Annotated in this window: 14 protein-coding genes and 1 pseudogene; all 15 read right to left on the reverse strand. The window is 29.2% G+C overall.

All coding sequences use genetic code 11. The features are described 5' to 3' along the window. Nucleotides 1–1349 precede the first annotated feature (1349 nt). Nucleotides 1350–1610, reverse strand: coding sequence for an HPr family phosphocarrier protein (locus HMPREF9709_RS04410; protein ID WP_005398273.1), 261 nt, complete (start codon nt 1608–1610; stop codon nt 1350–1352). 25 nt (nt 1611–1635) lie between these two features. After that, a complete protein-coding gene (locus HMPREF9709_RS04415; protein WP_005398275.1) occupies nt 1636–2649 on the reverse strand; it encodes a LacI family DNA-binding transcriptional regulator in 1014 nt (337 codons plus the stop codon). A gap of 57 nt (nt 2650–2706) precedes the next feature. After that, nucleotides 2707–4761, reverse strand: coding sequence for a type I DNA topoisomerase (topA, locus tag HMPREF9709_RS04420; RefSeq protein ID WP_005398276.1), 2055 nt, complete (start codon nt 4759–4761; stop codon nt 2707–2709). Nucleotides 4762–4832: 71 nt separating this feature from the next. Beyond that, nucleotides 4833–5924 (reverse strand): DNA-processing protein DprA, encoded by a 1092-nt coding sequence (gene dprA, locus HMPREF9709_RS04425; protein WP_005398280.1) that lies wholly within the window; start codon nt 5922–5924, stop codon nt 4833–4835. Between the two features lie 9 nt (nt 5925–5933). Further along, on the reverse strand, nt 5934–6284 hold the full coding sequence (locus tag HMPREF9709_RS04430) for a YraN family protein (RefSeq protein WP_005398282.1): 351 nt from the start codon (nt 6282–6284) through the stop codon (nt 5934–5936). Then, a complete protein-coding gene (locus tag HMPREF9709_RS04435; protein WP_005398283.1) occupies nt 6256–6903 on the reverse strand; it encodes a ribonuclease HII in 648 nt (215 codons plus the stop codon). Before HMPREF9709_RS04435 ends, HMPREF9709_RS04430 begins: the two co-directional genes overlap by 29 nt. A 95-nt stretch (nt 6904–6998) precedes the next feature. Continuing rightward, nucleotides 6999–7850: a ribosome biogenesis GTPase YlqF gene (gene ylqF / locus HMPREF9709_RS04440; RefSeq protein WP_005398284.1), complete on the reverse strand. Its 852-nt coding sequence runs from the start codon at nt 7848–7850 to the stop codon at nt 6999–7001. Between the two features lie 52 nt (nt 7851–7902). Then, nucleotides 7903–8250, reverse strand: coding sequence for a 50S ribosomal protein L19 (gene rplS / locus HMPREF9709_RS04445; protein WP_005398285.1), 348 nt, complete (start codon nt 8248–8250; stop codon nt 7903–7905). 2 nt (nt 8251–8252) lie between these two features. Beyond that, nucleotides 8253–8948: a tRNA (guanosine(37)-N1)-methyltransferase TrmD gene (trmD, locus tag HMPREF9709_RS04450; RefSeq protein WP_005398286.1), complete on the reverse strand. Its 696-nt coding sequence runs from the start codon at nt 8946–8948 to the stop codon at nt 8253–8255. Next, nucleotides 8948–9433: a ribosome maturation factor RimM gene (gene rimM, locus HMPREF9709_RS04455; protein WP_005398288.1), complete on the reverse strand. Its 486-nt coding sequence runs from the start codon at nt 9431–9433 to the stop codon at nt 8948–8950. Before rimM ends, trmD begins: the two co-directional genes overlap by 1 nt. Then, nucleotides 9433–9666 (reverse strand): KH domain-containing protein, encoded by a 234-nt coding sequence (locus HMPREF9709_RS04460; RefSeq protein ID WP_005398292.1) that lies wholly within the window; start codon nt 9664–9666, stop codon nt 9433–9435. The genes rimM and HMPREF9709_RS04460 overlap by 1 nt, the downstream gene beginning before the upstream one ends. 245 nt (nt 9667–9911) lie before the next feature. Continuing rightward, nucleotides 9912–10142: pseudogene (gene rpsP, locus HMPREF9709_RS10230) on the reverse strand (30S ribosomal protein S16); the annotation flags it as partial. Between the two features lie 15 nt (nt 10143–10157). Further along, nucleotides 10158–11489 (reverse strand): signal recognition particle protein, encoded by a 1332-nt coding sequence (gene ffh / locus HMPREF9709_RS04470; RefSeq protein WP_005398294.1) that lies wholly within the window; start codon nt 11487–11489, stop codon nt 10158–10160. Nucleotides 11490–11499: 10 nt separating this feature from the next. Further along, nucleotides 11500–11838, reverse strand: coding sequence for a YlxM family DNA-binding protein (ylxM, locus tag HMPREF9709_RS04475; protein ID WP_005398295.1), 339 nt, complete (start codon nt 11836–11838; stop codon nt 11500–11502). A gap of 156 nt (nt 11839–11994) precedes the next feature. Further along, the gene (ftsY, locus tag HMPREF9709_RS04480; RefSeq protein WP_005398296.1) at nt 11995–13389 is read right to left on the reverse strand and encodes a signal recognition particle-docking protein FtsY; all 1395 of its coding nucleotides are present in this window, start codon (nt 13387–13389) and stop codon (nt 11995–11997) included. Between the last annotated feature and the right edge of the window lie 50 nt (nt 13390–13439).

A 13439-nucleotide genomic window follows, 5' to 3' on the forward strand; every position in this document is an offset into this window, starting at 1 on the left:
ATATTTTGCAAAAAATTAATTTTGATGGAAAATTAACTATTTTAATATATAGTAATCATAACATATTTTTATATTTTATTGTTTATTAAAATATCTCTAGATTTCCTGTTTATTATTAAATTTTAGAATTCAACAGGTATCATTTTTAATAGTTTTCCTGATTAATTGTAGTTTTGTGATTTAATCAGGAAAGATTTTTTGTGGTTTTTCCTGATTTTTTTGGGATTTGCGTTTTAATCAGGAAAGAATTTTTATGATTTTTCCTGATTTTTTTGCGGTTCTGCATTTTAATCAGGAAATTTGTTGCTTATTTTTTCCTGATTATTTACGATTTTTCGTTTTAGACAGGAAATGTAGTGTTTAGTTTTTCGTGATTTTTTGCGATTTTCCGTTTTAGACAGGAAAATTAGGCTTATTCCATACCTGTTTATTTGCAATTTTGCGTTTTAATCAGGAAATTTGGACATTTTCTTTACCTGACTAATTCCATTTTCGCGTTTTCGACAGGTAATTTTTCCATAAATTCACATTTTACATGTGTATTTTAAATTTTAAGATTTACACATGTACAAATTTCTCGAGTTTTACATGTGTAAAATGAATTTTTCGTTTTACACATGTAGAAATTTACTCTACTTTACATGTGTATTCCTCATTTTCTGTTTTACACATGTAATTTATACTTTTTCTCTACATGTGTAAATTAGCTTTCCGGCTTTACACATGTATAAATTTTTTTGCTTTACATGTGTATTTTAACATTTTAGAATTACACATGTAATTTTAACTTTTTTCTTACATGTTTAATTTAGCTTTTAGAGTTTACACATGTAATTTCACATTTTTTCTTACATGTGTATTTTCGATATTGGAATTTACACATGTAATTGTTGATTTTTCTAATAAATTCGCTTTTACGACTCAACTTTGATTCGAAGCTCCTATGGTCGCTTCTCATCAAGTTTCGCTGTATCTGACTGACTTGCATCTTCATCGATTATTCTAATCGATGAAGATGCAAGTCAGTCATTATCATTGTGTCGCAATGCGTTTTGAAGCCCTAACTTAGCGAATGTAATGAGCTTTAGTAGGCCTCATGTCAGGTTTTCCCAAATCTTTGATTTGGTGAAAGCTACGGCTTACCTACTTTAGCCGTCAGCTTTTTTTATGGTAGTTAGGTCATTTTCCGCCTGCTTACATCAATTCAATGCTCCCTATTCGGTCGCTTTTCATTGTGTCGCAATGCGTTTGACCTACTTTTGTCTTCAGACGATGCAAAGCATCGCCTGAGCGACAAAGTTAGGTCATAAAAAAAGGATACGCGAGGTATCCTACTATTTTAAATATGATTAGTCTGTTAAATTTTCAATAAATTCAACTACTTTTTCACAGTGTTCTTCTTCGTCTTCCCCTGTAACTCTTACTAGTATTTCTGTATCTTTTGATATTCCTAAAGACATTACACTAAAGATGCTTTTTGCGTTTGCAACTTTACCTTCTTTAACTAACTCTACGTCTCCTGGGATACCTTTCACAAATTGTACTAATGCTGCTGCAGGTCTTGCATGTAAGCCTGTTTCATTTTTTACTACTACTTTCTTTTCAACCATTTTTTCCTCCTAAATATTAAATTTACTATTTTTTTAACTTTCTTACAGTTTCTCTTTCCATTATTTCATGCTTCAAATTAATTGATTTTTCGAATTCTTCTGATTCTCTCAATATTTTAACAAGCATTCTAACAGCTATAGCCCCTATATCATAGTATGGCATTCTAACTGAAGAAAGTGATGGTTTGAATAATTCAGATATTTCTGTATTTCCAAATCCAGTAATTGAAAATTCTTCTGGAATGCTAATATTATTATCATAGAAATAATGAAGCATACCAATAGCTAATGCATCTGAATCTGCTACAATAGCTGTAATATTGTAATCTCTAAATTTCTTAATATTTTTTTCTAAGAAATTATAGCCAGCTTCTATACTGTTTTCTGGAGTATTAAATACCCATGATTCTAAGTTGAAATCATCTACACATTCTTGATAACCAGTTTCTTTTGATTCTGCAGAATATGAAGAAGATCTTTCTCTTACATATGCAATTTTCTTATGATTATTGTCAATTATGTATTTTGTCATATCGTACATAGCTTGTTTATAATCGATAGTAATTGTCTTAAATTCTTCTGGACTATAGAATTGGTCCAAAATGATATATGGTATTTCATGCTCTCTGATTAAATAAAGTATTTCACTGTTAATTTTTTCAGATATAACGATTATTCCCTCAACTTGCTTTGAAGATAAGAAATCTACAGCTTTCTTTTGAATTTCAAAATCTCCAAATGTAGAGTATAGAAGGATATCATACTTATACATCTTTCCTATTTCATCGATACCCCTCAAATATTGAGCCATGTACCCATATCCAATATCATCTAAGATAATTCCCAATGTATTAGATCTTTTCATAACTAGAGATCTAGCTAGTTCATTTGGCTTATATCCAAGTTTTTCAATTGCTTTGTTTACTGCTTCAGTTTTATCAGGTGATACTTTTCTTGTACCATTGATTACTCTCGATACAGTTGAAATAGATACACCGGCAAGATTTTTAACATCTTCCATAGTTGGCTTTCTAGACATATACCCCTCCAATCTCTTTTGCTTAATTGTACCATAAATAACCTTTTCATACAATAATTATTTATTTGTTGGACAATTTTCATTATTACATACAATAATGTCCTCTTTTCGGTTCTTTTTATGCACCATTAAATCGCCACATTCAGGGCAAATCTCACCAGTTGGTTTATACCAAGAAGCCCATTCACATTTTGGATAATTGTCGCAACCATAGAAAAGTTTACCACGTTTGGAAATTTTTTCAACAATTTTTCCACCGCATCTTGGACATTTTACACCAATTTCTTTAACAATATTTTCTGTATGCTTACATTCTGGGAAATTTTCACATCCAATAAACTGACCATTTCTACCATTTTTATAAAGTAAATTTCCCCCACATTCTGGACATTTTTTTCCTGTAGGTTCTGATTTTATTTCGTAATCTGTTTTTGAATTTTGCGCTTCAGTTAAATAGATTTCAAATTTATCATAAAATTCTTTTAATAATTTTTTCCATTCGATCTTATCTTCTTCTATTTTATCTAAATCTGTCTCCATTTGAGCTGTGAAGTCAGTATTGATTATTTCATCAAAATATTTATCTAATAACTCCATCACAGTAAAACCAATTTCTGTAGGTTTTAATGCTTTTTCTTCAAATTCAACATAATTTCTACTCAAAATACTTCTAATAATGGAAGAATATGTAGAAGGTCTACCAATACCATTTTTTTCTAATTCCTTTACTAAAGAGGATTCTGTAAATCTTGGTTTTGGTTTAGTAAAATGTTGATTCTTTTCAATTTTCTTAGATGGAATTTTTTCCCCAATTTCTAAATCAGGTAATTCAACGCTTTTATCACTAGTTTTCCACACTTTTGTGAAACCATCAAATGTAATTATGGAACCATTAAATCTAAATACTTGATTGTTTGATTCCGCATCGTATCTAGTTGACAAATATTCACTATCTTTCATTTGAGAAGCAATAGTTCTTTCCCAAATCAATCTATATAGCTTAAATTGATCATTTGATAGATAATCTCTTATTTTATCTGGAGTTCTAGCAATAGAAGACACTCTTACAGCTTCGTGAGCATTTTGAGCATTTGCTTTTGCCTTACTATATTGTCTTCCTTTACATGCATATTTGGCCCCATAATTATCTTTTATGAATTTTACTGCTTCATCAACAATAGCCTTGGATAATCTTGTAGAATCTGTTCTCATATATGAAATTAGACCCACAGAGCCACTTCCAACATTAATACCTTCGTATAATTGTTGTGCAACTGACATTGTCTTAGATGTAGTAAAACCTAATTTTTTTGAGGCTTCTTGTTGTAATGTTGAAGTGGTAAAAGGTGCATATGCCTTTCTCTTTCTCTTTTGAACATTCTTATCAATAATTGTAAAATCTTTTCCTAACTTAGAAATGATTTCATCAACTTCTTGTTCATTATTTAATTTTACACTCTCTAATTTATTATTGATAGTTTGGCCATAAAAATCACCTTGGAAATCTATTTTATCTTTATTTGAAAATAAAGTAATGCTCCAATATTCTTCTGGCTTAAATTTTTGAATCTCTTTTTCTCTATCAACAATAATCTTAAGCGCAGCAGATTGCACCCTACCTGCAGAAAGTCCATTTTTCACTTTCTTCCAAAGAACAGGAGATAGTTTATATCCTACTATACGGTCTAAAACACGCCTCGCTTGTTGTGCGTCAACTAAATTAAGATCTATCTCTCTTGGATTTTTTAACGCCTCTAAAACTGTTTCTTTTGTAATCTCATGAAATACTATTCTATTTTTATCTTCTTGACTTAAACCTAATAAAAATGCTAAATGCCATGCAATTGCTTCCCCTTCTCTATCCGGGTCGGAAGCAAGATAAACATTTTCTGAATTTTTAGCTTCTTTTTTTATTGCATTAATAGTTGAAGCTTTACCTCTAACATTAATATATTCAGGTTCGAAATTATTTTCAATGTCAACACCCATTCTACTTTTAGGTAAATCACGTAAATGACCAACTGATGCCATTACTTTGTAATTTCTACCTAAAAACTTGCTAATAGTCTTTGCTTTTGTAGGTGATTCAACTATAATCAAATTTTTTGCCATATTCTCCCCTTTTTTTTCAATTCCAAGTGTAATAATATCATAAATTAAAATAAATACAATAATGAATAATATTATTTTAAGGAATAAACATTTCCATTCAAATTAATTACAATATTATTTATCTCTAGATTCACTAAGATGGCGTATAATTTATTTATATTTATACCCGTAATGTTTGACATATCATCTATAGAAAGAATTTTATCTTTTAACAGTTTAATTACAGTCATTTCCTCAATAGTAAACTTATCATCTATCTTATCTGATAGATCACCAGGAATAAGAGTATTTACTTCTTCTAGAAATGAAAACTCTTCTATTATATCATTTGCATTTTGAATAATTTTTGCACCTTTTTTTATAAGTCTATTGCATCCTTCGGAATATATAGAATTTATATTACCAGGAATTGCAAAAACATCACGATTTTGTTCAATAGCATAATTAGCAGTTATCAAAGAACCGCTTTCTTCCGCCGCTTCTATAACTAATACTCCTAAAGAAATACCAGAAATTATTCTATTCCTAAAAACAAAATTTCTCTTAATGGGATTTGTCCCTAAAGGAAATTCAGATATTAACAAATTATTCTTCATTAGATTATAAATATATTTATTGGTTTTAGGATATTCTATTTCTAATGATGAAGCAAGTACACCGATAGTATGAATCTTTGATTCTATTGAGCTGGTATGCACTTGTGCATCGATCCCTAGTGCCATTCCTGAGACAGTACTTATTTTATATCTCGCTAATTCAGTAACTATTTTATTAGTACACCATTTTCCATAATTTGTTGGTTTTCTAGTGCCTACAATAGCCAAACATTGGTTTATTTCATCAAAACCTTCACCTTTGTAATACAAAATGGCAGGAGCATTATATATCTTTTTTAATCTTTCTGGATAGTTTTTATCCAAAATCGTAGAAAATTTTATTGATAGTTGATACATTTTACGCATTTCTTCATCAATATTAATTGAATCAAACTTATCATAAAGTAAATCTTTTTCATAATTTGTTAAAAAAAAGAGTCTATTTATTGAATTTTTACGTAGATGTAAAAAATAATCTAATAGCCCCTCACTTATAAAATTAATTATTCTTAAATTATTTATACCGGCAATATTTAGAAATAAAATTATTCTTCTGTGATTATACATAGATCCTCCTCAAAAAGCATTAATGATATGATTAATTTTTTTAATCTGCCAATAACACTCTATGATATCAAACCTTAAATTATAATCATAAAGTCTCCATTTATCTATGTAATATAAACCTAAATTTTTTAATTTTACTTGTTTTATATTATTTACAGATTGTGAAGCTGATGTATACTCAAAATTTTTTCTAGTTTTCACTTCTACAATAACAATTGTATCGTCATATAAAGCAATAATATCAGCTTCAGCAAAATTAGTTGTAAAATTTCTTTCTAATATTGTATATCCATGTTTCTTCAAAAACTTTGATGCGATTTCCTCGCCTAATCTACCTGTTACTTTTGTTTCGTTGCTCATAGTATTTTTTCATAAAGGTTTTTCTATGAATGTCGGTCAATCCATATTCATCTATAGCTTCATAATGCTTTTTTGTACCGTAACCTTTATGCGCTTCAAACATATATTCCGGATATTTTTTTGAATACTCAATCATAATATCATCTCTAAATATCTTAGCCAATATAGATGCGCAAGATATTTCATAAACTAAATCATCGCCTGATATTATAGCTATTTGGTCTATATCATGTTCAATAATCTCCGCATCAATTAATGCTAAATCACATTTATAAGGATTACCCTTTTTGTCAGATAGATTATCAATGGCCTGCTTCATAGCTAATAAACTCGCTTGGCGAATGTTTATCTCATCTATGATATTATGCTCTACAATACCATATCCTATTGCAATTGCACGGGAATAGATGTCTTTAGCTAATTCCCTCCTTTTTTTATCAGTTAATTTCTTGGAATCTTTCACTCCATCTATATGATCCCCACCCATTACAATAGCGCAACTTACAACTGGTCCAGCAATTGGTCCTCTTCCAACTTCATCCACACCACAAATACTGTTGTAGTCTTTTGCTTTATCTAATAAAATTTCTAATTGATCTCTATTTAACTTTATTCTCATATAACCTCATTATAAATGTTTTTCACAAAAATAAACTTTCATTATTGTTACGTAAATTTAACATTTGTAAAAATTTGTCTAAAACTAAAGATTTATTATTTTAATTCTTCTACTGTTTCTAAAGTTATTCTTCCAATTCTTACTTTTCTAAAATCATCTAAAATAATATTAGCAACCTTAAAATAATCTATCTCTTTGTTTCTTTTTATAGCACCAAATTTTAGAGCAATACTATCCATAATTTCAATAGTAGTTAAATCATTTTCAATACCATACCTATTGATCAAATCTTCATAATAAGTAGATTGCAATTTTTTAATTAACTCAAAACAAAGATCTTCAATTTCTAAGATTTCATCTTTAATTGCTCCTGTAAAAGCTAAATTTTTACCACCATCAGGTAAATCTAGTTTTGGCCATAAAACTCCTGGAGTGTCTAATAACAAGAGATTACTTGAAGTTCTTATCCATTGATTCATCCTTGTAACACCAGGTCTATTTCCAACTTTTGTACCTTTTCTTTGAGAAACATTATTGATAAATGTTGATTTCCCAACATTAGGTATACCTACTACCATCATCTTTATAGTTTCATCTTTTATCTGTTTTTCTTTCCTTTTAGCAAATAAAGGCTCCAATGTCTTTCTAGCAATTTTATATAAATCATTTGTTTTTTTATCTTTTGTTGAATTAAACTCTATTACTGAAATATTTTTTTCATTAAAATATTTAATCCATTTTCTTGTTTCCTTTGGATTAGCCATATCCACTTTATTTAAGATGATTATCCTTGGAAAATCTCCTAATATTTTATCAATTACCGGATTTCTTGAACTAATTGGTATTCTAGAATCAACAATTTCGGCAACAATATCTACAAGTTTTAATGACTCTCTTATTTTGTCAATAGATTTTTTCATATGTCCTGGATACCAGTTAATATTCATAAATCCTCCTAAATGTTATAAAAAAAGGTCAGACAATTGTCCAACCTAATTCTTAGTAATCTGTTTTTTCTCTTAATTTAGCAGCTTTACCTACTCTATTTCTTAAGTAGAATAGTTTTGCTCTTCTTGCTTTACCATGTCTAGCAATAGTTATTTTTTCTACTCTTGGTGAATGTAGTAAGAATGTTCTTTCAACACCAACACCGTATGATAATCTTCTTACAGTAAATGTTGATCTTACACTTTCTCCTTGAATTTTAATAACTGTACCTTCAAAAACTTGAATTCTTTCTCTTGAACCTTCTTTTATTCTATAATCGACTTTTACATAATCACCAACTGAGATTTCAGGTAAAGAGTCTTTCTTTTGTTCATCTTCGATTTGTCTTATGATATCCATAATTATCCCTTTCTTAAACTTTCAATATATTTTTTATATAAATCTGGTCTTTTTCTTTTTGTATTTTCTATACTGCTATTTTTTTGCCACTCTTCTATTAATTTATGATTACCAGAAAATAGCACCTCAGGTACTTTCAAACCTCTGTATTCTCTAGGTCTTGTAAAATGATCATGTTGCAATAATATATTGTAATGAGAATCTGTCTGATATGATTCCTCTTTACCTATTACATTCGCGACTAGTCTTGCTGTTGCATCAATAACTACCATTGCTGGTATTTCTCCACCAGTCAACACATAATCGCCAATAGATAATTCAAAATCAACATAGTTATTTACAACTCTTGAATCAATACCTTCATAATGTCCGCAAAGCAATATTATATGTTCTTCTTTAGAAAGTTCATTTGCTATTTCTTGATTAAACACTCGTCCCTGTGGACTTAAAAAAATAACTTTGGATTTTTCTTTTTTAACACTTTCAATGGCATCAATTACAGGCTCAACTTTCATAAGCATACCCGCAGATCCACCATAAACTTCGTCATCAACTTTCTTATGCTTATCTTTAGAAAAAGATCTAATATCAACAGTACTAATATTGATTAAATTATTTTCTACCGCTTTTCCGATCACACCATATGATCTTAAAAAGTCAAATGAATTTGGGAAAAGTGTTAAAATATCAATGTTCATTACATACCTTCTATTAGCTTTACTTTCATTTTATTATTTTCTAAATCAATATCGAGTATAAATTCAGCAACTGCTGGAATAAGCATTTCTTTGGTATCACTTTTTACAACATAAACATCATTTACATCATATTCTAATACATCAACTACTTTTCCAACTTCTTTATCGTTATTATCTATTACTTCAATACCAATTAAATCTTTTATATAAAACTCATCATCTTCCAAATCAATAAGATCATCAGATGAAATATAAATAGATTTACCTTTAAACTTCAATACATCATTTATATTATTATAACCATCAAGTAAAATAATATAATTACCCTTGTGAATCTTAGAACTTTTTATTTCAAATTCATCTTCATATCCTTCGATATAATACTTAATAACTCGATCAAATTCTTCTATACCAGTTCTTTCAACTTTTAATTCACCTTTTATACCATGGGTATTTATAATTGTACCAACTTTTATTTTTTCCATTATTTTGAATCTATTACTAAATTTACTTTTTTTTGTTCTTTAATAGCACAAGCTTTTAATATGGATCTAATTGAATTTGCAATTTTACCTTGCTTTCCAATAACTTTCCCCATATCTTCACTATTTACTAATAATTTAATATCAACAATACCATCATTTTGTTCTGTAATTACTTCAACATCTTCTGGTTTTGCTACTAAAACTTTCGCAATATATTCTACAATTTCATTCATTATTAAGCTTCCACTTCTTCTTCAGTTTCTTCAACTACTTCTTCTTCGGCAGCTGCTGCTTCTACTTCTTTAGCAGCTTCTTCAGCTTTTGCTTTTTCTTCTGCTTCTCTCTTTAATCTTCTTTCTTCAGCTTCTTTTGCTTTTTTTTCTGCTTCTCTCTTTAATCTTCTTTCTTCAGCTTCTTTTGCTTTTTTTTCTGCTTCAGCTTTTTTCTTTTCTTCAACTTGTTTAGCTAAATCTTCAAAATCAGTTTTTAATAATCTTGCTACTGTTGTAGTTGGTTTTGCACCTACTCCTATCCAGTAATCTACTCTTTCGCTATCAATCTTAAATACTTTTGGTTCTGAAATTGGATTATAATATCCGATTTCTTCGATGAATTTTCCATCTCTTGGTGATCTTTCATCTGCTACAACTATTCTGTAGAATGGTCTCTTTTTAGCACCTATTCTTTTCATTCTAATTTTTACTGCCATATTTCTCCTCCGTTATTAAAAGAATGGGAATTTTCTTCTTCCCTTTTTTTGTTTTTTATTTAAAGCACCCATTTTTTTCATCATTTTTTTGGTTTCTTCAAATTGTTTTAGTAATTTATTTACTTCTCCAATATTTGTACCTGAACCATTTGCAATTCTCTTCTTTCTTGAGTTATCAATTGTACTTGGTTTTGTTCTTTCCTTAATTGTCATAGATCTAATAATTGCTTCTATTCTATCTATAGCTTTAGGATCAAAATTCATCCCTTTAAGGGCTTTTTTATCAACACCAGGTATCATTTTGATTATATCTTCAAGAGGTCCCAAATTTCTCATTTGTGAAATTTGATCAAGAAAATCATTTAAGTCAAATGATTGGTTTTTCATTTTTTCTTCAAGTTCTTTTGCTTTTTCTAAATCTAAAGCTTGTTCAGCTTTTTCAATAAGTGATAGCACATCACCCATTCCTAATATTCTTGATACTAGTCTATCGGGATGGAATTGTTCCAAGTTTTCCATATTTTCACCAATACCAATGAACTTAATAGGTTTTTGTGTAACAGCTCTAATTGATAAAGCGGCACCACCTCTTGTGTCACCATCAAGCTTTGTCATTAAAATCCCAGTAATCTCTAATTGATTATTGAAAGTTTCAGCAACATTTACCGCATCTTGACCAGTCATCGCATCGACAACCAATAAAGTTTCTGTTACATTAACAGCTTCTTTAATGCGTATTAATTCATTCATCAATTCTTCATCAATATGAAGTCTACCAGCTGTATCTATGATAACAACATCATTGCCATTTTTCTTAGCTTCTTCAATAGCTTTTTTAGCAATTTCTACTGGGTCAATTTTCCCTAAAGAAAAAACTGGTACATCAACTTTTTTACCTACAACCTTAAGTTGGTCTATAGCAGCAGGTCTATAAATATCTCCTGCAACAAGTAATGGTTTCTTGTTTTTCTTCTTTAGATGAAGAGCTAACTTACCTGTTTGAGTCGTTTTACCTGCACCTTGTAAACCACACATCATAATAACTGTTGGTGGTTTAGGTGAAAATTTCAAAACTTGATTTTCATCGCTCATCAAGGCTATTAATTCTTCATTAACAATTTTTACAACCATTTGTCCAGGAGTTAAACTCTGCATAACCTCAGCGCCTAAGGCTCTCTCTTTAACTTTTTTTACAAAGCTTTTTACTACCTTAAAGTTTACGTCAGCCTCTAATAATGCAAGTCGAATTTCTCTCATTGCAGCATCTATATCTTTTTCAGAAAGCTTTCCTTTACCTCTAAGACCAGCCATTAAACTCTGTAATCTATCCGATAAGTTTTCAAACATTTAGCACTTCCTATTTTAATTTATTTCTAATTTGATAAATAATCTCCATATATTTTGAGAAATGTTCATCATCGAGATCATTTAGCAAATTATTTTCCAATCTATCTACTAAACTACTTAATTCATTTATCCTTTCATACATCTTTAGCGAATCTTCAAAATCATATAAAGCTTTTTCAGAACGTTTAATCGTTTCTGATATGCTTTGTTTTGATACACCTTGAATGTCAGCAATTTCTGTCAAGGATAAATCTTCTAAATAATACATTTCGATAGCTTCAGCCTGCTTATCTGTAAGTAATTTTTTATAATACTCATAAAAAATACTTATCATAATATTTTTTTCCATCTAATCTCCTGTCAAGGTTTTTCATTGACAAGTTATATATTAGCAAAATCAATGTTTAATGTCAAATTTTATTATAAAAAAATGTACAATATTGAGACTATTAAATATTTTTAAATATCATTTTCTCATCTTGTACATTTTTCTTATAATTTCATTTTATTTGCTAAATAATGCATCAACAAATTTATCAGAATCAAATTTTTCTAAATTATCTTTTTGTTCACCAATTCCAATAAACTTGACAGGAATATTATTTTCTACTTGTAATGGGAATACTACCCCACCTTTTGCTGTACCATCAAGTTTTGTCAACACCAATCCAGTGATTTTAGTTACTTTGTTAAACTCTTTAGCTTGGAATAATGCATTTTGACCAGTTGTCGCATCTAATACTAAAAGTATTTCTTTGTTTGCATCTGGATGTTCACGTGAAATAATTCTATTGATTTTTTCTAACTCATTCATAAGATTTACTTTATTGTGAAGTCTACCAGCTGTGTCAATAATTAAAACATCAGTATTATCTGCTTTTTGTGATTTAATTGCATCAAATACAACTGATGCCGGATCGGATCCTTCACTAGTCGAAATCATAGGTGCATCAACTCTTTTTGCCCATTCACCCAATTGTTCAATGGCAGCTGCTCTAAATGTATCACCTGCAGCAATCATTACAGATTTGCCATCTTTTTTAAGATTATAGGCTAATTTACCAATTGTTGTTGTCTTACCAACTCCATTTACACCTATAACTAAAATTACAGATTGTTTTCCTTCTTCTACATTTAGACTATTGTCTTGATTGTTTGCTTTTAATTTATTTCTCAATAATTTTTCAAGCTCTACTTTTATTAATTTTGGGTCTCTAATATGATTATCAGCAACAACATCCCTTAGTTCATCGATAATACTAATAGTTGTTTCCACGCCCATATCAGCAGAAATCATTATTTCTTCAAGTTCATCATACAAATCATCGTCAATTTTCGCCTTACCATTGATAAGATTATCAATAGCTGAATTCATTGCATCACGAGTTTTGAATAAACCAGATTTCAATCTTTCAAAGAATGATTTTTTTTCAGGAACTTTCTTTTCTTCTTTAACTTCCTCTTCAACTTTAGTATCTTCTTTTACCTCAGTAGGAATGTTTTCTTGATGATCCTCATCAGTTTCTTCTGATATCATTTCTTCGATATTCATTTCATCCATCTCTTCTTGAGAAATTTCATTTTCTGTTTCTTCATGATAATCAAGCTCAATAGCATTATCTATTTCAGGATTTTCAGACTCTTCTTCCGCCTCTTCAATCACTTCTGAAAAATCAATCTCATCCATTTCTTCTTGAGTTATTTCGTCTTCTACCTGTTCATGATAATTTAATTCAATATCATCTTCTTGTTTTTCCCCGTCTTTATGATTTATATCCTCATCAAAGAATTTTTCATCGACCTCTTCTTCTTTTACTTTTTCTTCTTCATTTAATGTTTCTTTTTTCTGTTTTTCGTCATTATCATCATTAATGAATTTCTTAAAAAACTTTTTAAACATAGACTCTCCTTATAAAACATTATCACATTAATTATAACATTGATTATAGA

It is taken from the genome of Helcococcus kunzii ATCC 51366, assembly GCF_000245755.1.
GTDB classification, from domain to species: Bacteria; Bacillota; Clostridia; order Tissierellales; family Peptoniphilaceae; genus Helcococcus; species Helcococcus kunzii.

What these genes read in the sequence shown, in the direction of transcription:
- HMPREF9709_RS04410 (WP_005398273.1), bottom strand. Translation starts at nt 1,610, where the DNA reads ATGGTTGAAAAGAAAGTAGTAGTAAAAAATGAAACAGGCTTACATGCA.
- HMPREF9709_RS04415 (WP_005398275.1), bottom strand. Translation starts at nt 2,649, where the DNA reads ATGTCTAGAAAGCCAACTATGGAAGATGTTAAAAATCTTGCCGGTGTA.
- topA (WP_005398276.1), bottom strand. Translation starts at nt 4,761, where the DNA reads ATGGCAAAAAATTTGATTATAGTTGAATCACCTACAAAAGCAAAGACT.
- dprA (WP_005398280.1), bottom strand. Translation starts at nt 5,924, where the DNA reads ATGTATAATCACAGAAGAATAATTTTATTTCTAAATATTGCCGGTATA.
- HMPREF9709_RS04430 (WP_005398282.1), bottom strand. Translation starts at nt 6,284, where the DNA reads ATGAGCAACGAAACAAAAGTAACAGGTAGATTAGGCGAGGAAATCGCA.
- HMPREF9709_RS04435 (WP_005398283.1), bottom strand. Translation starts at nt 6,903, where the DNA reads ATGAGAATAAAGTTAAATAGAGATCAATTAGAAATTTTATTAGATAAA.
- ylqF (WP_005398284.1), bottom strand. Translation starts at nt 7,850, where the DNA reads ATGAATATTAACTGGTATCCAGGACATATGAAAAAATCTATTGACAAA.
- rplS (WP_005398285.1), bottom strand. Translation starts at nt 8,250, where the DNA reads ATGGATATCATAAGACAAATCGAAGATGAACAAAAGAAAGACTCTTTA.
- trmD (WP_005398286.1), bottom strand. Translation starts at nt 8,948, where the DNA reads ATGAACATTGATATTTTAACACTTTTCCCAAATTCATTTGACTTTTTA.
- rimM (WP_005398288.1), bottom strand. Translation starts at nt 9,433, where the DNA reads ATGGAAAAAATAAAAGTTGGTACAATTATAAATACCCATGGTATAAAA.
- HMPREF9709_RS04460 (WP_005398292.1), bottom strand. Translation starts at nt 9,666, where the DNA reads ATGAATGAAATTGTAGAATATATTGCGAAAGTTTTAGTAGCAAAACCA.
- ffh (WP_005398294.1), bottom strand. Translation starts at nt 11,489, where the DNA reads ATGTTTGAAAACTTATCGGATAGATTACAGAGTTTAATGGCTGGTCTT.
- ylxM (WP_005398295.1), bottom strand. Translation starts at nt 11,838, where the DNA reads ATGGAAAAAAATATTATGATAAGTATTTTTTATGAGTATTATAAAAAA.
- ftsY (WP_005398296.1), bottom strand. Translation starts at nt 13,389, where the DNA reads ATGTTTAAAAAGTTTTTTAAGAAATTCATTAATGATGATAATGACGAA.